The sequence below is a fragment of the Burkholderia pulmonis genome (genome assembly GCF_984667975.1).
In genome coordinates, this window is record NZ_OZ480186.1 from 236,955 (window position 1) to 256,616 (window position 19,662).

General features: G+C 64.0%; 18 protein-coding genes and 1 tRNA gene. 13 read left to right on the forward strand and 6 right to left on the reverse strand.

Annotated elements, in window-relative coordinates:
- Positions 1-17: 17 nt before the first annotated feature.
- Positions 18-710: a dienelactone hydrolase family protein gene (locus AC5LXK_RS01095; protein ID WP_493389984.1), complete on the reverse strand. Its 693-nt coding sequence runs from the start codon at positions 708-710 to the stop codon at positions 18-20.
- Positions 711-935: 225 nt separating this feature from the next.
- Here AC5LXK_RS01095 and AC5LXK_RS01100 point away from each other — a divergent pair, with 225 nt between their 5' ends.
- Together AC5LXK_RS01100 and AC5LXK_RS01105 are read left to right on the forward strand one after the other, a co-directional pair.
- Positions 936-2,012, forward strand: coding sequence for an NAD(P)H-dependent flavin oxidoreductase (locus AC5LXK_RS01100; RefSeq protein WP_493389985.1), 1,077 nt, complete (start codon positions 936-938; stop codon positions 2,010-2,012).
- 419 nt (positions 2,013-2,431) lie between these two features.
- Positions 2,432-3,574: a branched-chain amino acid ABC transporter substrate-binding protein gene (locus tag AC5LXK_RS01105; protein WP_493389986.1), complete on the forward strand. Its 1,143-nt coding sequence runs from the start codon at positions 2,432-2,434 to the stop codon at positions 3,572-3,574.
- Positions 3,575-3,663: 89 nt separating this feature from the next.
- Here AC5LXK_RS01105 and AC5LXK_RS01110 read toward each other — a convergent pair whose 3' ends face one another.
- Positions 3,664-4,881, reverse strand: a complete 1,218-nt coding sequence (locus AC5LXK_RS01110; RefSeq protein WP_493389987.1) for an MFS transporter — start codon at positions 4,879-4,881, stop codon at positions 3,664-3,666.
- 187 nt (positions 4,882-5,068) lie between these two features.
- Between AC5LXK_RS01110 and AC5LXK_RS01115 the strand changes: the two genes are divergently transcribed.
- The 3 genes from AC5LXK_RS01115 to AC5LXK_RS01125 all read left to right on the forward strand — a co-directional run bounded on the left by AC5LXK_RS01115 (position 5,069) and on the right by AC5LXK_RS01125 (position 7,781).
- Positions 5,069-5,728 carry a HugZ family pyridoxamine 5'-phosphate oxidase gene (locus AC5LXK_RS01115; RefSeq protein WP_493389988.1) on the forward strand — a complete coding sequence of 220 codons (660 nt, stop codon included), beginning with the start codon at positions 5,069-5,071 and terminating at the stop codon, positions 5,726-5,728.
- A 360-nt stretch (positions 5,729-6,088) separates the two neighbouring features.
- Entirely contained in the window at positions 6,089-6,382 is a 294-nt protein-coding gene (locus tag AC5LXK_RS01120; protein ID WP_006491875.1) for an H-NS histone family protein, read from the forward strand.
- A 241-nt stretch (positions 6,383-6,623) separates the two neighbouring features.
- A complete protein-coding gene (locus AC5LXK_RS01125) occupies positions 6,624-7,781 on the forward strand; it encodes a cation diffusion facilitator family transporter (RefSeq protein WP_493389989.1) in 1,158 nt (385 codons plus the stop codon).
- Between the two features lie 48 nt (positions 7,782-7,829).
- Here AC5LXK_RS01125 and AC5LXK_RS01130 read toward each other — a convergent pair whose 3' ends face one another.
- The 3 genes from AC5LXK_RS01130 to AC5LXK_RS01140 all read right to left on the reverse strand — a co-directional run bounded on the left by AC5LXK_RS01130 (position 7,830) and on the right by AC5LXK_RS01140 (position 9,680).
- Complete coding sequence (locus tag AC5LXK_RS01130) at positions 7,830-8,300, reverse strand: Lrp/AsnC family transcriptional regulator (protein ID WP_006477376.1); 471 nt, start codon at positions 8,298-8,300, stop codon at positions 7,830-7,832.
- Between the two features lie 79 nt (positions 8,301-8,379).
- Positions 8,380-9,039, reverse strand: a complete 660-nt coding sequence (locus AC5LXK_RS01135) for a 3'-5' exonuclease family protein (RefSeq protein WP_493389990.1) — start codon at positions 9,037-9,039, stop codon at positions 8,380-8,382.
- Positions 9,036-9,680, reverse strand: a complete 645-nt coding sequence (locus AC5LXK_RS01140; RefSeq protein ID WP_493389991.1) for an MBL fold metallo-hydrolase — start codon at positions 9,678-9,680, stop codon at positions 9,036-9,038. The genes AC5LXK_RS01135 and AC5LXK_RS01140 overlap by 4 nt, the downstream gene beginning before the upstream one ends.
- Before the next feature lie 655 nt (positions 9,681-10,335).
- Between AC5LXK_RS01140 and AC5LXK_RS01145 the strand changes: the two genes are divergently transcribed.
- A complete protein-coding gene (locus AC5LXK_RS01145) occupies positions 10,336-10,947 on the forward strand; it encodes a septal ring lytic transglycosylase RlpA family protein (protein WP_493389992.1) in 612 nt (203 codons plus the stop codon).
- A 78-nt stretch (positions 10,948-11,025) separates the two neighbouring features.
- Here the strand turns inward: AC5LXK_RS01145 and rsmI are convergent, their stop codons facing one another.
- Positions 11,026-11,904: a 16S rRNA (cytidine(1402)-2'-O)-methyltransferase gene (gene rsmI / locus AC5LXK_RS01150; protein ID WP_493389993.1), complete on the reverse strand. Its 879-nt coding sequence runs from the start codon at positions 11,902-11,904 to the stop codon at positions 11,026-11,028.
- A 46-nt stretch (positions 11,905-11,950) separates the two neighbouring features.
- Here rsmI and AC5LXK_RS01155 point away from each other — a divergent pair, with 46 nt between their 5' ends.
- The 7 genes from AC5LXK_RS01155 (at position 11,951) to AC5LXK_RS01185 (ending at position 19,661) form a co-directional block, all read left to right on the forward strand.
- Complete coding sequence (locus tag AC5LXK_RS01155; protein WP_493391168.1) at positions 11,951-12,379, forward strand: YraN family protein; 429 nt, start codon at positions 11,951-11,953, stop codon at positions 12,377-12,379.
- Between the two features lie 126 nt (positions 12,380-12,505).
- Positions 12,506-13,090 (forward strand): SIS domain-containing protein, encoded by a 585-nt coding sequence (locus AC5LXK_RS01160; protein ID WP_493389994.1) that lies wholly within the window; start codon positions 12,506-12,508, stop codon positions 13,088-13,090.
- A 17-nt stretch (positions 13,091-13,107) separates the two neighbouring features.
- Positions 13,108-13,908, forward strand: a complete 801-nt coding sequence (locus AC5LXK_RS01165) for a BON domain-containing protein (RefSeq protein ID WP_493389995.1) — start codon at positions 13,108-13,110, stop codon at positions 13,906-13,908.
- Positions 13,905-14,267 carry a c-type cytochrome gene (locus tag AC5LXK_RS01170; RefSeq protein ID WP_493389996.1) on the forward strand — a complete coding sequence of 121 codons (363 nt, stop codon included), beginning with the start codon at positions 13,905-13,907 and terminating at the stop codon, positions 14,265-14,267. The genes AC5LXK_RS01165 and AC5LXK_RS01170 overlap by 4 nt, the downstream gene beginning before the upstream one ends.
- Before the next feature lie 66 nt (positions 14,268-14,333).
- Positions 14,334-14,409, forward strand: a tRNA-Ala gene (locus AC5LXK_RS01175).
- A gap of 120 nt (positions 14,410-14,529) precedes the next feature.
- Positions 14,530-15,432 carry a site-specific integrase gene (locus AC5LXK_RS01180; protein ID WP_493389997.1) on the forward strand — a complete coding sequence of 301 codons (903 nt, stop codon included), beginning with the start codon at positions 14,530-14,532 and terminating at the stop codon, positions 15,430-15,432.
- A 1,256-nt stretch (positions 15,433-16,688) separates the two neighbouring features.
- Positions 16,689-19,661, forward strand: coding sequence for a type I restriction endonuclease subunit R (locus AC5LXK_RS01185; RefSeq protein ID WP_493389998.1), 2,973 nt, complete (start codon positions 16,689-16,691; stop codon positions 19,659-19,661).
- The last annotated feature ends 1 nt before the right edge of the window (position 19,662 follow it).

Genomic DNA, 19,662 nt, shown 5'->3' on the forward strand with positions numbered 1-19,662 from the left:
CCCGCGGCCGGGCGGTTTTAGAGGTGCTCGGCGAGGAACGTCAGCGTGCGGCCGTGCGCGAGCGCCGATGCACGCTGGTGGTACGACGCGCGGTCCGGGCAGTTGAAGCCGTGCTCGGCGCCCGGGTACACGTGGAAGGACGCGTGGCCGTGGCCGGCGAATGCGGCCTTCACCTGGTCGACGGCCGTGAGCGGGATCCCGTGGTCGTTCTCCGCGTAATGGAACAGGATCGGTTGCGTGACCTTGCCGGCGAGGTCGAGCGCGTTCTGGATGCCACCGCCGTAATAGGACACCGCTGCGTCGAGCTTGCCGGTCGCGGCCGCACGGTATGCGAGCTGGCCGCCGAAGCAGTAACCGATCGCGGCAACCTTGCCGGCCACTTCGGGGCGTGCGCGCAACGCGTCGGCCGCCGCGCCGATGTCGGCAACCGCGAGCCCCACGTCGGTCTTCTTCATCAGCTCGATGCCCTTGTCGCGGTCCGCGCCGTCGTAGGTCAGCTCGACACGCGGCTGCGTGCGCCAGAACACGTCCGGCGCGAGCGCGACGAAGCCGTCGGCCGCGTACTGGTCGGCGACCGAGCGGATGTGCGAGTTCACGCCGAAGATCTCCTGGATGATGATGACGGCAGGGCCCTTGCCGCGCTTGGGCAGCGCGAGATAGCCGCCGAAGCTGTCGTTACCGGTCGGGATGTCGATCCATTGGGCAGTCACGTTCTGAACTCCTGGCGAACGGGGTGCGCGACGCGCGCCCCGCGGGGTGGAAGAGGGCGGCCTAGTGTGCCACCAATCGTGTGGCGACGCAGTGCGCGTGCCTGCTTCTCGTGCAGCGATCGTTTCGATCTCGATTATTCATTTTTCGGCGCAGCGCCGCTTCGATAGAGTCGATGTGTCGGCCTTTACAAAGCGCTTTCGCGCATCGTCATCGAAGGATTCGCCATGTCTTCCCGTCCGTTTTCCACGCCCTTTTCCGAACGCTTCGGCCTGCGTCTGCCGCTCGTGCAGGCGCCGATGGTCGGCGCGACCACGACCGCGATGGTCGCCGCCGCATCGAATGCCGGCGCGCTCGGCAGTCTCGGCGCCGCCGCCTTCGCGCCCGAGCGCCTCGCGACCGAAGTCGACGCCGTTCGCGCGGCGACCGATCGCCCGTTCGCGGTCAACCTGTTCGTGCTGCCCGACGCCGCGCCCGATGCGGCGACCGTCACGCGCGCACTGGCGGCGATCGATCCGCTGAACGCGACGTTCGGCTTGCCGCCGGGCACGGCGCCGGCCCGCTACGCGCCCGATTTCCGTGCGCAGCTCGATGCGCTCGTCGCGCTGCGCGTACCGGTCGCGAGCTTCACGTTCGGCGTGCTCGACGCGGCCGACGTCGCGCGCCTGAAAGCCGCCGGCACCTATGTGATCGGCACCGCGACGCACGTGGCCGAAGGGCTCGCATGGCAGGCGGCCGGCGCCGACGCGCTGTCCGCACAGGGCGCCGAGGCGGGCGGCCATCGCGGCACGTTCATCGGTTCCGCCGACGATGCGCTGATCGGCACGCTCGCGCTCGTGCCGCAGCTCGTCGACGCGACCGGCCTGCCCGTGCTGGCTGCGGGCGGCATCATGGACGGCCGCGGGATCGCGGCCGCGCTCGCGCTCGGCGCGCAGGGCGCCCAGCTCGGCACCGCGTTCCTCACGTGTGCGGAAAGCGCGATTGCGGCGGACTGGAAGGCGCGCCTGCTCGCGAGCGCCGATACGTCGACGCAGGTCACGCGCGCGATCACCGGCCGCCATGCGCGCGGGTTGCGCAACACGCTGATGGCGCGGCTCGGCGAACGCGTGGCCGACGTCGCGCCGTATCCGGTGCAGAACGCGCTGACCCAGCCGCTGCGCCAGGCTGCCGCGCGCGCGAACGACGGCGACTACCTGTCGCTGTGGGCCGGGCAGGGCGCGCCGCTCGCGCGGCGGCGCGGCGCTGCGCTCACGACATCGCAGCTCGTGGCGGCGCTCGATGCCGAATGGCGCGCAGTCGCCTGAAACTGTTCATATCGGACGACGAAACGCGTGTGATGTCACGCGCGTTTCATTCAATGATCCCGGGCACAAAATACCGAATCGAAATGCCTCGGGAATCTTTTAAAACGACCTTTCAGCGGGTCGCCCTGAATTAGCGGAAACCCTTATCCGGCGGGGCTTGCGGCGATATTCGAGTAGTCGCTCCAAAGTGCGCATATCAGTAGTGTTACCACTACCCCAAAAAAGTCCCACAAATTAATTTGATCACCTACACTTGCGCGCAAGTACGGACGGGCGGCTGCTAAAAGCGGCTGTTTTCACGTGCTTGAGGCCAAGTGCATGAACGATGCAACCGGCGAATCGTCCAGTGATTGCATACACAGGGATGGCAGCGGGGCACCGGGCGATGGCGTTTATTGGGACCGAAACTGGAGACTTATATGAATATCAAGATGCAAAAGCTGTTGCCGATCACCGCCGCGGCGATGCTGTGCGTTGCAGCTGCAAGCAACGCATTCGCCGATCAAGTCGTCAAGATCGGCCACGTCGCGCCCTTGACGGGCGGCATTGCACACCTGGGCAAGGACAACGAAAACGGCGCGCGTCTCGCAGTCGAGGAGATCAACGCCAAGGGTCTCACGATCGGCGGCCAGAAGATCACGCTGCAACTCGACGCGCAGGATGACGCCGCCGACCCGCGGCAGGCGACGCAGGTTGCGCAGAAGCTCGTCGACGACAAGGTCGTCGCGGTGGTCGGTCACCTGAACTCGGGCACGTCGATCCCGGCCTCGAAGATCTACAGCGATGCGGGCATCGTGCAGATCTCGCCGTCGGCGACCAACCCGGCGTACACGCAGCAAGGCTTCAAGACCACGTATCGCGTGGTCGCGACCGATGCGCAGCAGGGTCCGGCACTGGCGAACTACGCGCACTCGAAGGGCATCAAGAGCGTGGCGGTGGTCGACGATTCGACCGCATACGGCCAGGGTCTCGCGAACGAGTTCGAGAAGAAGGCGAAGGCGCTCGGCCTGAAGGTGATGTCGCATGACGCGACCAACGACAAGGCGGTCGACTTCCGCGCGATTCTGACGAAGATCAAGGGCGAGAACCCCGACGCGATCATGTACGGCGGCATGGACGCCACCGGCGGCCCGTTCGCGAAACAGGCGAAGCAGCTCGGCCTGCGCGCGAAGATCTTCGCGGGCGACGGCGTGTGCACGGAAAAGCTGGCCGACCTGGCCGGCGATGCGACCGACAACGTCGTGTGCTCGGAAGCCGGTGCCTCGCTCGAGAAGATGCCGGGCGGCGCCGCGTTCAAGGCGAAGTACGAGAAGCGCTTCGGCCAGCCGATCCAGATCTACGCACCGTTCACGTATGACGCCGTGTACATCATCGTCGATGCGATGAAGCGCGCGAACTCGACGGATCCGGCGAAGATCCTCGCGGCCATGCCGGCGACGAACTACACGGGCGTGATCGGCACGACGACCTTCGACTCGAAGGGCGACCTGCAGCACGGCGTGATCTCGCTGTACAACTACAAGGGCGGCAAGAAGTCGCTGCTCGACGAAGTGAAGATGTAACGAAAAAAAGCGGTCAACAGAAGGGGTGAAAGCGCGCATGCGGCCACGCATGCGCGCTTTCTTTTTGGCCGGCGCGCGCCGCCGCGCCGTCAGATCTTCAGGTGGGCGAGCACCTTCGGCGCGATGGCCGCGACGAGCGCCGCGCACAGCGCGACGACCGACAGGCCGATCGTCAGGTTCGCGGCCTGCGCGACCGCGCCGATCACGACCGGACCGAACAGCAACCCGAAATACGCGAGTCCCGCCACGTGCGCGAGCCCTTCCGCCGCGTGGATGCCTTTCACGCGCGCGGCGGCGGCGAACAGTACGGGCATCATGTTGGCGAGGCCGAGGCCCATCAGCGTGAAGCCGGTCAGCACGGCGACGGGGTTCGGCAGCAGCAGCGCGCCGATCATCCCCGCGCAGGCGAGCGACGCGCTCGCGAACACGAGCTGCGGTGCGCCGAAACGGGCGCGCACGGCATCGCCCGCGAAGCGCGCGATGGCCATCCCGCCGGAGAACGCCGCATACGCGGCGCTCGCGAGCGCGGGACTCGCCGCGACGACGTCGCGCATGTAGACCGTTGCCCAGTCGTACATCGCACCTTCGGCGATCAACGCGATCAGCGCGATGCCGCCGAGCATCCACAGTGCGGGCGAGCGCCAGCGGTTGCCGCCGCCGTGCGCGTGTTCGTGATGCGGGACATGCGGCAGCACGGCCGGGCTGGCGGCCACGAGCACCGCGGCGCTCGCCGCCGCCGCGAGCGCGAGATGCACGGCCGGCGCCATGCCGGCCGACAACAGCGCGCCGCCGGCCGCCGCGCCCGACATCCCGCCGATGCTGAACATCCCGTGCAGCGACGACATGATCGGTTTGCCGAGCGCGATCTCGACCGCGCTGGCCTCGGCGTTCATCGCGACGTCGAGCGTCGCCATCGAGAAGCCGAACAGCGCGAGCACGGCGAGCAGCATCCAGTAGTCGGGCACGACGAGGATCAGCGCCGCGCACGCGGACATCACGAGGCCGCCGGCGAGGCATGCGGTGCGCGAGCCGACGCGTGCGATCCAGCGCGCGATGGTCAGCATCGCGGCGATCGAGCCGCCGGCGACCGCGAACAGCGCGATCGACAGCAGCCCCGGGCTCAGCGCGAACTTGTCGCGCACGGTCGGCACATGCACCCCCCACGACGCGTACATCATGCCGGCGACGAAGAACAGCGCCATCGACGCGGTGCGGGCCCGCTGGCGGGCCGGCAGCGGCAGCACGCGATGCGCGTCGGGCGGCGCGGCGAACGGGGACGACGATTCGGGGGAAGAGGATTCGGACACGGGAAGGCTCGTCAGGAAAAGGCACGGACGCACGCGGCGCCCGCCGGAATCGTCCGATTCTATCGAACCGCTTACGATCCTGCCGGACCCCGGCCGTTCGGCCGACGCGCGGCGTGCTGCGCCGGCAGGTAACATCGAAGCGCAGACGGCATGCCCGACGCACCGTCCTTCGACCGCAGGAGTCCTCTTGAACATCGATCCCGCCCTTGCCCTGCATTTGCTGCACCGTTGCGCGCTCGGCACGCTCGCCACCCATGCGCGCGAACCGCAGGGTTTCCCGTACCCGACGGTCGTGCCGTTTGCACCGGATGCAAGCCACCGGCCGGTGATCCTCGTCAGCGGCCTGGCCGAACACACGCGCAATCTCGCCGCCGATCCGCGGGCGGGTTTCCTCGTCGTCGATGCGCCCGACGGCGATGTCCTGAATGCCGAGCGCGCGACGCTGCTCGGCCGGTTCGTGCCGCTCGGCGACGATCCGCATGTCACCGCGCGCTATGTGCGCTACGAACCGGACGCCGCGCGCTATCTCGCGCTCGGCGATTTCGGGTTCTGGGCGCTCGATATCGAACGGTTGCGCTACATCGGCGGTTTCGGGCGGATGGGCTGGGTCGACGGCACGGACGTCGATGCGCAGCCGCCGCTCGCGTTCGGCGACGAACAGGCGCTGTGGGCGGCATACGACACGGGTGCTGCGCGCCGCGACGGGCTCGATCTGCTCGGGGTCGATCGCCACGGCGCCGACTGGCGTTGCGACGGCCGCCGCGTGCGTACGCCATTCGATGCGCCGTCCGCCGATATCGAGACGCTGCGCGACCGGCTGATTGCCAGTGCGCGGGATGTGACGTGACGTCGCGGGTCAGTGATTAGTCCGTTTAGCAAACTGCGTCATGTGGTTTTTGCAAAACTGTCGTCCGATGAAAGCTTTGATTTTCCCGAATACAGGGTAATTGCGTATGTTGATAGACCTAATAGGCAATCGCTAATGTCCTAATCTCTGTGTACGCGCGTAAAAATTTGAGAAAAGGCCGCAGCCGGTCAAAATGACATGGGCGAATTACAATGGGTCTCCGGATTTTCATGAATCTCGCTTCAATCAAATCTTTTTTGTGCTAATCTCTGCCTTCGAAAATCCGAGGCACATATATTTCATGAGTGGTGAGCTGGCTGCAGACCGGCGCCATTGTTCAGATAGATAGAAAGGGAAACTATGTCTTCTTACAAGGACCTGCTGGCCCAGCGGGAGAAGCTGGAGAAGCAAATCGAAGAAGCAAAGTCGCGTGAATACGCTGAAGTGCTGAATGACGTGAAGCAGAAAATCGCCGACTATGGCTTTTCGCTCGCCGAACTCGGTCTCAGCCGCGCGAAGGCAGGTAAGGTTGGCCGTCCGCGCGCAGGCGTGGCCGCGAAATACCGTGATCCGGAAACGGGCGCGACGTGGTCGGGCCGCGGCAAGCCGCCGCGCTGGATCGCCGGCAAGAACCGCGAACAGTTTGCGATTTAAACGTTTGTTTAAGTTGTCTGCTCTTCAAAAGAGCCGCGTGTCCGTCAAGGAGCGCGGCTTTTTTGTTTCCGGGCGCCGGCAGGCACATCGAAATGTCACGAAAATGTAAGAATTCGATGTGAATGAAAATGCGACACGTTCTTATAAGCGATTGATTTAAATGAGGAATTTGTGGGTATTGGATGGGGTTGCGGGGCGCCTTTGATAGAATTGCGTATCGCACACCGATATCTCATATTTCATGTCCACGTTTTCCGGCGACGCGCAGAGCGCAGATAAGCACGCGGTTGCGCGCAAGAGCACGCTCGTCAGTATTGTGCTGAATGTCGTGCTGGCGACATTTCAGATCGTCGTCGGCACGATTGCGCATTCGCAGGCATTGATTGCTGACGGTGTGCATTCGATTTCCGATTTGATCTCGGATTTTGTCGTCCTGGTTGCGAATCGCCATAGTGGTGCATCGCCGGATGCCGACCACAATTACGGCCATAGCCGTTACGAGACGGTCGCGTCATTGTTTCTCGGCGCGATCCTGATTGCGGTCGGGATCGGCATGCTCTGGCGTGCCGGCGACCGACTCGTTAATCTCGAAAACATTCCGGCCGTCCATTTTTCCGCGCTGCTCGTTGCGCTGACGGTGCTCGTATCGAAAGAGGCGCTGTTTCGCTACATGCTGCGCGAGGCGCGGCGCGTGCGCTCGGCGATGCTCGTCGCGAACGCATGGCATGCGCGTTCGGACGCCGCGTCGTCGCTCGTGGTCGCGATCGGCATCGTCGGCAGCCTGGCCGGCGTGAAGCTGCTCGACCCGATCGCGGCGGCGATCGTCGGTTTCATGGTCGCGCGCATGGGCTGGACGTTCGGCTATGACGCATTGCAGGACCTCTCCGACCGCGCGCTCGATACGGCCGACACGGCCGAGATTCGCGCGCTGCTCGCCGCGACGCCCGGCGTGCGCGACGTGCACGACCTGCGCACCCGCAAGATGGGCGATGCCGCGCTCGTCGACGCGCACATCCTCGTCGATCCGAAGATCTCCGTGTCGGAAGGGCATTACATCGCCGAGACCGCGCGGGCGCGCGTGCTGTCCGACCCGCGCGTGCTCGATGCGCTGATCCACGTCGACCCGGAGAACGACGCAGCGCGCCGTCCGGCGCTCGCGCTGCCGCCGCGCGGCGAGATCGCGGCACGGCTCGATGCCGCGCTCGCGCAGCGTGGGCTGCATGCGGCGACAGTCAACCTGCATTACCTGAGTACGGGGCTCGAAATCGACGTGACGCTCGCCAGCGATCCGCGCGACACCGACGCGGCGCTGGCCGGCCGGCTCGACGTCGACGCGTTGAAGCGCGAGTTCGGCGCGCGCCGGATCGGCTTCACGCGCGCGCTGCCCGGGCAACCATGACCGGCGGCCGGCAACCGCGAGCGCGGGCCGGCCGTGCGGGCCCGCGCGTTACAGCGGCAGTTGCGTGTCGAACTTGATTTCGCGCAGCACGACGCTCGTGCGCACCTGCGATACGGCCGGGATCTTGAAGATGCGTTCGTGCAGGAACACGTCGTAGGCCTTGATGTCCGGCGCGACGATCTTGAGGATGTAATCGGCTTCACCGGTCGTGCTGTAGCACTCGGTGACTTCCGGGCAGGTCGCGATCTCGCGTTCGAACTGCTCGACGCCGCCTTCGTTGTGGCGCGTCAGGTGCACGTGCGCGAGCGCGCACACGTGCAGGCCGAGCTTCTCGCGATCGAGCAGCGCCGTGTAGCGCTGGATCACGCCTGACTGTTCCATGTCCTTGATGCGGCGCCAGCACGGCGTGCTCGACAGGCCGACCTGGTCGGAGATTTCCTGTACGGAACGGCGCGCGTCGAGCTGCAACAGGCGAAGGATTTTTTGCGAAAAGGAATCGAGCGTCACCTGCGCCTCCATGCGGCAGCAACAACATGCTGAATGGTAGAGGGCCGGGGAAGGAAAGGCAATCTGGCGTGGCGCAGCTGAGCGAGATTCGCTAATTTGCCCGTGGATCCGTGGGATTTTGTCCCGCTGCCGCATTTTCCGACCGATCGGTGTCCGATACGGCGAGGCCGGCGAGCGCGGCCTGCTGCCGGCGCAGGTCGGCGAGCATGTTGCAGAACAGCGCACCTTGCTCGATCGCATCGTCGAGCGCGACGTGCGTATGCGGATGGTCGTCGAACCAGTGCTTCGGAAAGCGCGGCTTGATCGCCTTGCGGTACGGCAGGCCCGTCATCGCGAACGCGAGCGTCTTGATGTCGAGCGCGGACCACGAGAACGGGCAGCGCCCCGCGAAGCGCATCATGTACCAGAACATGAACGTGAAATCGAAACCGGCCGGCATCGCGACGAACACGGGCTTGCCGGGCAGCGCCTCGACCCAGTCGACATACGCGAGCAGCGCCGCTTCGGGCGCCTGCAGGTCGCGCCGGCACGCGGCCCATGCTTCGGGTTCCGTCTTCCACCAGGCTTCCTGCACCGGGTGTGCCTGCGCGCCGGGCAGCGTCTCGAGGTTCGCCGAGAACGTCGCGATCAGTTGCTTGTCCTCGGTATAGGCGGCCGACGCGAAGCTCAGCATCGAGTGCGGGCCGGGGATCGGGCCGTCGGCCTCGACGTCGGTGCTGACGTAAATTTCCGGGATGGCGGTCTGGTTCATCCGAATACCTTGTCGGACACGAACGGATTCGTGCGGCGCTCGTCGCCGAACGTCGACACGGGGCCGTGGCCCGGCACGAACGTGACGTCGTCGCCGAGCGGCCACAGCTTTTCCTTGATCGAACGGACGAGATCCTCGTGATTGCCGCGCGGGAAATCGGTCCGGCCGATCGAGCCGGCGAACAGCACGTCGCCGACGATCGCGACGCGATGTTCGCGGCTGAAGAACACGACGTGGCCGGGCGTGTGGCCCGGGCAGTGGTAGACCTCGAGCGTCTCGTCGCCGAACTGCACGGTATCGCCGTCGTTCAGCCAGTGGTCGGGCTCGAAGATGTCGGCGGCGGGAAAGCCGAAGCGTTCGCTCTGCATCGGCAGCTTCTCGATCCAGAAGCGTTCCTCTTCCTGCGGCCCTTCGATCGGCACGCCGTAATGCGTCGCGAGCGTCTTCGCGCCCGCGCAGTGATCGATGTGCCCGTGGGTGAGCAGCACCTTCTCGACCTGCACGTTCTGTCGCGCGACTTCCTGTTCGATCCGGTCGAGATCGCCGCCCGGATCGACGACGGCGGCGCGGCCCGTCTTTTCGCAGACGAGCAGCGAGCAGTTCTGCTGGAACGGCGTGACCGGAATGAGCGTGACTTTCATGGGAGCACCGGCTGCTAAAAGGAGCGATTGTACCGGTCGTGCGAGCGGCCTGCCGTTCGTGCGGTGCACGGCGCGGCGCGCGGATGAGGGCATTCCCGGAGCATGTCGATTGTTACAGCCATAGTGAGAATCAATGGTCCGCCGGGGGTGCTTTTCGGGGTGACCTTTTGATTTATGTATAATGCGCCCCATTGCACGTGAATTTCACGCAATTCGCTGGTGTTTCGGCCCCGTTAAATGCGGCGTCCGATTCACCGTCAAGCATCAGCCGCCGGGGAGTCCGGCGGTGTATCCAGCACCGAGCATTCGGTGCTCACGTCTTCTCCGGCCGGGTGCTGCGCGCCCGCCTGCGGCCCTGCTGCCGCGCCGCCGGATGAGGCCTGTGCCGCCGTTCCTGTGCGTTGGTCGTATCGACGCGCGCGAACGTGAAGCCATGTTCGATGGCGGCATGTGGGGTCTGGTCAGGCTGTTGGGGACAGGTTGCGCCAGACGTGAAAACTAATCAGGACGGTTGCGGCCTAGACGAACGCCGCGCCCATGCTAGCCGCCTGCTCGCATCCGAGCGGGGCGTGCACGCATTTGCCGTCCGGGCCGCGTGTCTGCGTAGTGACGCAGCGTTGTGATGTAGCGGCCCGAACCAGAAGGCGACACGTCGATGAATTTACGTTTTCCGAGTCGACTCGGGACCATTGCATTGTTTTTTGCGCTGACGGGCTGTGCGGTGCCACCCAGCCAGACCACCAGCAGCGCGAACCAGAAGAAGGCGGTCGACAAGACGGCCGCTGCCGCGAAGGCGGACGACGACAAGCAGCAACTCAGTTTCGATTCCGCGCTGGCATCGATGCCGGCTGCCGACAGCAAGGACGCGAAGCAGTCGTCGCTGGCTGACGCCGAGCCGATCGACGGCAAGGATGTGTCCGATTTCCGCCAGACCGGCCGCGCATCGTGGTACGGGCGGGATTTCCACGGCCGCCGCACCGCGAACGGCGAGCGCTTCAACATGAACGCGTTCACCGCCGCGCACCGCACGCTGCCGCTGTCGTCGTACATCAAGGTGACGAACGCGTCGACCGGCAAGTGGGTCGTCGTGAAGGTCAACGATCGCGGGCCGTTCAAGCGCGGCCGCGTGCTCGACCTGTCGTATGCCGCCGCCAAGGTGATCGGTCTCGTGCACGCCGGCACGGGCCGCGTGAAGATCGAAGGGCTGTCGCCGCAGGAAGCGCGCGAGGCACGCGACGAAATGTTCGCGTCGATCTCGGCGAAGTAACGCGGCGGATCGTCCGCTCATGCACAAAGGGCTGCCTTTCGGCAGCCCTTTGTCGTTTCTGCGCGGCAGGCCCGCGCGTCAGCCTTCCTTCAGCACGAGCGCACGCGCATACAGCGTGTTGCGCGATGCGCCCGTCAGCGCGGCCGCGAGCCTGGCCGCACTCTTCACCGGCACTTCTTCCAGCAGCAGCCTGAGCAGCGCGTCGTGCGCGGTGTCGTCGGCCTCGCCGCTCGACGCCGGCGCACCTTCGACGACCAGCACGAACTCGCCGCGCTGACGATTCGCATCGCCGGCAAGCCAGGTCTGTCCTTCGGCCAGGGTGCCCTGGAACAGCTGCTCGTGTAGCTTGGTGAGCTCGCGCGCAATCAGCAGCCGGCGCGCGGGGCCGAACGCGTCGGCGAGCGCGGCGACGGTTTCGGCGATCCGGTGCGGGGCTTCGTAGAACACCAGCGCATACGGGTGCGACACCAGCGCCTGCAGCGCGGTCGCGCGCTGCCTGGCCTTCGGCGGCAGGAAGCCCGCGAACGTGAACGCGCCGGCCCAGTCGCCGGCCACGCTCAGCGCGGTCACGGCCGCGCTCGCGCCCGGCAGCGGGATTACCGCGAAGCTCGCGGCGCGTACCGCGTCGACGAGCCGTGCGCCGGGGTCCGAGATGCCGGGCGTGCCGGCGTCCGACACATAGGCCACGCGTTCGCCGCCGCGCAGCAGTTCGATCACGCGCTGCGCCGCTTCGCGTTCGTTGTGCTCGTGTACGGCGAGGAGCGGCTTCGAGATCCCGTAGCGGGCGAGCAGCTGGCCCGTGTTGCGGGTGTCTTCGGCCGCGATGCGGTCGGCGAGGCCGAGCACGTGCAGCGCGCGCAGCGTGATGTCGGCCGTATTGCCGATCGGCGTGGCGACCACGTAGAGCGCGGCGTCCGGATAGTGCTGCGTGTGCGCGAGTTCGAGGAGGGCAGTCATGGCAGGCAATGCACGCAATCGCGGCGCAAGCGGAACAAGGACGGCATTGTGCCACGCGGCGCCGGCACGGCAGGATGGCGCACGAGGTTTGCCGCGCGCTGGCGACAACTTTTCCGGCGCGGCGCGATCCAAACCGGTCGGCGCGGCGTTCGAGCAGCAGGCGCGGCAGTTTCTCGAGCGACGCGGTCTCGGGTTCGTCGCCGCGAACGTAACGATGCGAGGCGGCGAGCTCGATCTCGTAATGCGCGAGCCCGACGGCATGCTCGTGTTCGTCGAAGTGCGCGCGCGGCGCAGCACCCGCCACGGCGGCGCGGCCGCGAGTGTCGGCTGGCGCAAGCGGCGGCGTCTGGTCGCGGCGGCGCTGCAGTTCTGGGCGCGACACGGTGCCGGTGCCGCGTGCCGGTTCGACGTCGTCGCGTTCGAGGCCGGGCGGCTCGCGTGGCTGCGCGACGCATTTCGTACCGACGATGCGTAGGCGCGAGCTGTGACGAGATGTAAAGAGTTCTTGCCGGACCCCCGGAGTGGGTGCCGGAGTACGGTAAACTCGCCGCACCCACGATGTCGCGCGACATGTGCCACGCGCCCAGTTCACCAGGAATCGATGTCAGTCGAACGTATTCAGCAACAATTCCACGACAGCGCCGCGCTTCACGCCGAAGCGGCCGACGCGCTGTCGTTGCCGATCGCAGCCGCGGTCGATGCGATGTTCGCCGCGCTGGCGAACGGGAACAAGATCATCGCGTGCGGTGACGGCCTGTCGGCCGCCGCCGCGCAGTATCTCGCCGCGTCGCTCGTCGGCGGTTTCGAGCGCGAGCGTCCGGGCCTGCCCGCGATCGCGCTGGCCACCGATGCGTCGCAGGCCGGTCTCATGGGGGCGATGGCCGCCGAGCAACTGTTCGCGCAGCAGGTGCGCGTGCTCGGCCAGACCGGCGACATCCTGCTGGTGCTCGATTCGGGCGGTGCGTCGTCGCGCGTGCTGGCGGCGATCGAAGAGGCGCACGAGCGCGAGATGACCGTCGTCGCACTGACGGGCGGCAACGGCCAGGCAGTCGCGGCCGCGCTGTCCGATACCGATATTCCGATCAGCGTGCACGCCGTTCGTGCGGCACGCATCCACGAAGTCCATCTGCTGACCATCCACTGCCTGTGCGACGGCATCGACGCGATGCTGCTGGGTGAGGATTGAACGAAGGAGAGCCGTCGATGAATCAAAGCCGCGTCAAACAGACGCTCGTCAGAACCACGCTGCTCGCCGCGCTGACGGCGGGCCTCGCCGTGTCGCTGCAGGGTTGTGTGCTCGGGGTCGTGGGCGCAGCGGCCGGCGGCGGCGCGCTGATCGCAACCGATCGCCGTACGCTCGGCGCGCAGACGGAGGATCGCGAGATCCAGGTCAAGTCGCTCACGCAGATCAACAACGGGCTGCCCGACCAGTCGCACGTGAACGTGACGGTGTACAACCGCCGCGTGCTGCTGACGGGCGAAGTGCCGAACGATGCGTCGAAGCAGCGCGCCGAGGAAATCGTGCGCGGCATCAACAACGTGAACGGCATCGTCAACGAGCTGTCGGTCGAGCCGGCATCGTCGCTATCGTCGCGCGCGAACGACTCGTACCTCGAAGGGCGCGTGAAGTCGGAGCTGATCGCGACGAAGGGTATCTCGGCGAACTACTACAAGGTCGTCAGCGAGCGCGGCAATCTTTACCTGATGGGCCTCGTGACGGTGGACGAAGGCAATCGCGGCGCGGAAGCCGCGAGCCAGGTGCCGGGCGTCGAGAAGGTCGTGAAGGTGTTCCAGTACGTGAAGCCGCAGGACGCGCAGGCGCTGCAGGACGCATCGCCCGCGAGCGGCGCATCCGGCGCGCAGGCTGCCGCCGCACCGGCGGACAGCGCGACGGTCGGCGCGGTGCCCGATGCGTCGGTGCAATCGACGCCGTTGCAGTCACCCGCACCGATCTCGAATTCGTCGAGCGTGCATCCGGGCAACCCGAAGGCGCCGGTGCAATGAAGATCGTGAAGATGAAGCAGATGAAACGGTGGGTTGCACAGGGCGCCGCGGCCGCGGCGCTCGTGGCCGGCACGCTGGGCGTTGCCCATGCGGATGTCGGCGACGGCCTGAAGGTTGCGCGCGGCAACGCCTGCATGGGCTGCCACGCAGTCGACCGCAAGCTCGTCGGCCCGTCGTTCAAGGAAATCGCCGCCCGCTACAAGTCCGATCCGCAGGCCGTCGCGAAACTGTCGAAGAAGGTGAAGGAGGGCGGCTCGGGTGTCTGGGGCGCGATTCCGATGCCCGCGCATCCGCGGATGAGCGATGCCGATGTCCGTTCGGTGGTCGAATGGGTGCTGGCCGGCGCACCGTCAAAGTGACGCTTCAGGGGTGACGTAACCCCTATTGCCAAGCGCGGAAATGCGTGTGTATGATGATTGACTGTTGGGGCGGTAGCTCAGCTGGGAGAGCGTCGCGTTCGCAATGCGAAGGTCGGGAGTTCGATCCTCCTCCGCTCCACCAATAGAATCAAGGGCTTAGCCGATGGCTAGGCCCTTTTTCTTTGGTAGATTCGATTTATTGCGCCAATTTTGCGCCACTTGGGCTGTCGAAGCCTTGGACGCAACACTTAAGGAGCAGTGAATGGCATCTATCACCCGTCGAGGCGATCTTCAGTGGCAGGCTCGCGTTCGCCGCAAGGGCTACCCGGTACAGATCAAGACGTTCAACACGCGAGCTGAAGCAGAGGCTTGGGCTCGACTGATCGAGTCGGAGATCGATCGCGGCGTCTTCGTCAGCCGGGCCGAAGCGGAATCGACCACGCTCGCGGAAGCGCTCGATCGATACGATCGCGAAATCGCCGCCTCCAAGAAGGGCTACGTGCAGGAGGCGTCTCTGCTGCGCATGTGGAAGAGCACGGTCATCGCTTCCAGGCCAATGGCTTCGGTACGTAGCGCGGACATTGCCAAACTGAGGGACGATTGGTTGAAACAGACCAATCCTCCACTGAAGCCAGCCAGCGTGGTGCGGCGCCTCGCTGTCCTCTCCCATGTCTTCAGCATTGCCCGGAAGGAATGGGGCATGGAAAGTCTGCTCAATCCCCTCGAGCTGGTGCGCAAGCCACCCGCCAACAATGCACGCACCCGCCGGATCGCTGCTCCCGAAACCGACACGGAGTCTGCTCGTCAAACGGAAGCCGGGGAGTTGGAGCGTGTCGTGGCGGCAAGTGGTTCGGACTTGCTACCTGCCATTATTTGGCTCGCCGTTGAAACGGCTACCCACGCGAGCGCGAGGCGTGGCATCGCTCCATACGGAATGGGCTGGACCACTGGTCCGTTGCCTTCATCGAGGAGCCCTGCCTGCACGTTAAGCCAAACAGAACCGGATTGCCGCACAAACTCTCGCCCCAACACCTTGGCGCGTGGAAGACCGACTTGGCAAAAGACGGCATGCGTGAAGGTCATATCGTCGCCACAGGGTGGTTCCGACTCAATTGATAGGCCGAACTTGATCAGCCGTTCTTCCCGCGACGTCGTCGTTGCGTGAGCCGGAGCTGAAGCGACTCGACCGTAGGTAACGGGCTCTTCGCTCGGGCGCTCTTCAAGCGTATCGTGGGCTACCTGGAGGCTCTTCATGCCGCACCTCCAAGGCTATGCTTGAACCCCTGCCTCTTGGCGTCACCCTCGATCCATCCAGAAAAGTACGAAAACGGGTCAAGATTCTGCGGGCACGGAGTCATCGGGCGACCCGCTTCGCCGGCGTCAAATCCGGCTTGCCATGCCGACGGGTCGATTTGAACCTTTACGTTCATCGCGCACCCCCTGCCAACCCGGCTGAGGGGCCGGATTGGGGAGCGCTCGTCGGCGCTTGCAGTTTCGCTACTTGTTGGACCTTTGTCGGTCGGCCTCGTCGGACTGGCCGATTGGAGGGATTAGACGGGTCATCGGCACATTGCCGATCAATGAATGCCGCAACATCAACTAGGCGAAAAGCGCGCTTCCGGCCGACTTTGAACGACGGGACAGGGTATGTGCCGGCGCTCAGCCGGTTACGGATTGTCTGGGGGGCTTCGCTGGTGATCTCTGCTACCTGTGCGACGGACAGGGCGGGCGGATACAGCGACGATAGATATGCGAGCGAGGTGCCAGCGTGACTGGCAGCGAACAGAGGTTTGGAGCGTTGCATGGACGTACGCCTTCTGCAATCGCCCCATCGCCTGCCGTACGGGTCAGGTGGCAAAAGGAAACGTACGTATTCGTCAACGGTGCCCCCGCGCCCAGGGGTATGTGCAGATGTCGCGGTGTGCGGCGCTGTGTGTTCGTTCCGGTCTTGCAGCTATCCTCTCAGGGAAGCGTCCGCGCGCGCATCTGTACATTGAGTCGGTACTCGCCATCGATCCGTTGATTTCTCGATGGTTTTCCTCGCAGGTTTTTCTTCGTTCCGCCGGGGCCTGCTCCGCCGGCAGAACGGCCTCAAAGAGGCATCAGTGCTCTGTCGCTGGCTCTGCCCGGAAACGTCAGCCGGGGCTACTTCCGGTCTGACGGTCTGCTCATGCAGTCTGGGAAAAAGCTGGCCGTTAAGCGACAGCCAAAGCGCTGATTGCACCGATTGTACCGGGCTGTACCGATATAATCCAAGGTCTGCGACACGTGGAAGCAAAAATGCTGCGAGTCGTTGATCCGAATTGGATCAAGGAGAGCGTGAATGAAGCAGCCAAAGGGCGCGCCTGACGTGGTTTCGATGAACTACCCGGGGCGGACTGTCCGCCAAACCAACGGGCCATCTACGGCAGGAACAAATTCATGACCTCGACAGAAAATCAGATCGAACAGGACCTGATCGCCAAGCTCGGCGACCTCAAATATAGCTACCGGCCCGATATCCGCGACCGCGCCGCTCTGGAAGCCAACTTTCGCACGAAGTTCGAGGCGCTCAATCGAGTACGGCTGACCGACAGCGAGTTTCAGCGCTTGCTCGACGGCATCATCACCACCGACGTTTTCAACGCCGCCCAGACGCTGCGCAGCATCAATAGCTTCGAGCGCGACGATGGAACGCCGCTGAACTACACCCTTGTCAACATCCGCGACTGGTGCAAGAACGACTTCGAGGTGGTGAATCAGTTGCGTATCAACACCGATAACAGCCATCACCGGTACGATGTGATGCTGCTTATCAATGGTGTACCGGTGGTGCAAATCGAGCTGAAAACCCTGGACGTCAGTCCGCGCCGGGCCATGCAGCAGATTGTCGATTATAAAAGCGCCCCTGGCAACGGGTACGGCAAGACGCTGCTGTGCTTCGTCCAACTCTTCATCGTCAGCAACCGCACCGATACCTGGTACTTCGCCAACAACAACGCGCGTCACTTCAGCTTCAATGCTGACGAACGCTTCTTGCCTGTTTACCAGTTCGCGAGCGAGGACAACAAGAAGATCACGCAACTGGACAGCTTTGCCGAGAAATTTCTGGCTAAGTGCACCTTGGGGCAGATGATCAGCCGCTATATGGTGTTGGTGGCCAGCGAGCAAAAGCTGCTCATGATGCGGCCGTACCAAATCTATGCCGTCAAGGCCATTGTGGACTGTATCCACCAGAACTGCGGCAATGGCTACATCTGGCACACCACAGGCAGCGGCAAGACGCTCACCTCGTTCAAGGCCTCTACCCTGCTCAAGGACAACCCGGACATCGACAAATGCTTGTTCGTGGTGGACCGCAAAGATCTGGATCGCCAGACCCGAGAGGAATTCAACCGCTTCCAGGAAGGGTGCGTTGAAGAGAACACCAACACCGAAACGCTGGTGCGCCGACTGCTGTCTGATGAGAAGGCGGACAAGGTCATCGTCACAACCATCCAGAAGCTGGGGCTGGCGCTCGACGGCACCAATAAGCGCAACTACAAGGAGCGCCTTGAGCAACTGCGTAACCAACGCATGGTATTCATCTTCGACGAATGCCACCGTTCGCAATTCGGTGAGAACCATAAGGCCATCAAGGAGTTCTTTCCCAACGCCCAGTTGTTCGGCTTCACCGGCACGCCCATCTTCGAACGGAACGCCAGCTACCAACAGGTTGAGGGGCAGCAGGCCAGCTACCGCACCACGGACGACCTCTTTCAGCGCTGCCTGCACCAGTACACGATCACCCACGCCATCGAAGACCGCAACGTCCTGCGCTTCCACGTGGATTACTTCAAGCCCGAGGGCAAGAACCCGCCCAAGCCTGGCGAAGGCTTGGACAAGGCCAAGGTCATCGAGACAATCCTCGCCAAGCACGATGCCGCCACAAACGAGCGCAAGTTCAACGCCGTTCTGGCTACCGCCCGCATCAACGACGCCATTGAGTATTTCGAGGCTTTCAAAACGCTTCAGGCCAAGAGGCTGGAAGAAGACGACACCTTCCAGCCGCTAAACGTGGCATGCGTATTTTCCCCGCCCGCCGAGGGAGACAGGGACGTGCAGCAGATTCAAGAGGATCTGCCGCAGGAAAAGGAAGACAACCAAGAGGACCCCGAAGGCAAGAAAGCCGCACTCACCCGCATCATTGCCGACTACAACGCTCGCTGTGGTACCAACCACCGTATCGGTGAGTTCGATCTGTACTATCAGGACGTGCAAAAACGCATTAAGGATCAGCAATATGCCAATGCCGATCTGCCGCACGCCCAGAAGATCGACATCACCATTGTGGTGGACATGCTGCTCACTGGCTTCGACTCCAAGTACCTCAATACCCTGTACGTGGACAAGAACCTCAAGCATCACGGGCTGATTCAGGCGTTCTCCCGTACCAACCGCGTGCTCAACGACAGCAAGCCGTACGGCAACATTCTGGACTTCCGTCAGCAGCAAAAGCCCGTGGAAGAAGCTATTACGCTCTTTTCCGGCGAGAAGACCGACAATCCGCGCGAGATCTGGCTAGTGGATCCTGCACCAAAGGTAATCGACAGTCTGCAGACGGCCACCCAGAAGCTGGCCGATTTCATGCAATCGCAGGGGCTGGCCAATGTACCGGAAGAGGTTGCTAACCTCAGGGGCGACGCCGCGCGCAGCCAGTTTGTCAATCTGTTCAAGGAAGTGCAGCGCTTCAAGACTCAGCTCGATCAGTACACCGACCTTAGCGAGGAGCAAAGAACGCAGATCAGCCAGATCACGCCACCGGAGCATCTGCAAGGTTTCAAAGGCGTGTATCTGGAGACTGCCAAGCGGCTCAAGGAGCAGCAGGACAAAGAAGGAGATCGGGCACTGCCCGAGGTGCAGCAGCTTGATTTCGAGTTTGTGCTCTTCGCTTCCGCCGTCATCGACTACGACTACATCATGGGGCTGATCGCCCGCATGACGCAGGAGAAGCCCGGCAAGCTCACCCTTAACCGCGAGCAGCTTATCGGCCTGATCCAGTCCGACGCCAAGTTCATCGACGAGCGCGAGGACATTGCCGAATACATTCGTGGTCTACCGGTGGGCGAGGCGCTGGACGAAAAGCAAATCCGCGCCGGTTATGAACGTTTCAAAGCTGAGAAAAAGACTCGTGAGCTCAATCAAATCGCCGTCAAGCATGGGCTGGAGCCTGAATCGCTGCAAGCCTTTGTGGATGAGGTCCTTCGCCGACGTATCTTCGACGGCGAAGCACTGAGCGAGTTGATGGCCCCGTTGGGCCTAGGCTGGAAGGCACGTACACAAAAAGAGTTGGCGCTGGTGGAAGACCTGACGCCGCTACTGCACAAACTCACACATGGACGCGAGATTTCGGGGCTGAGCGCATATGAGCAATAAA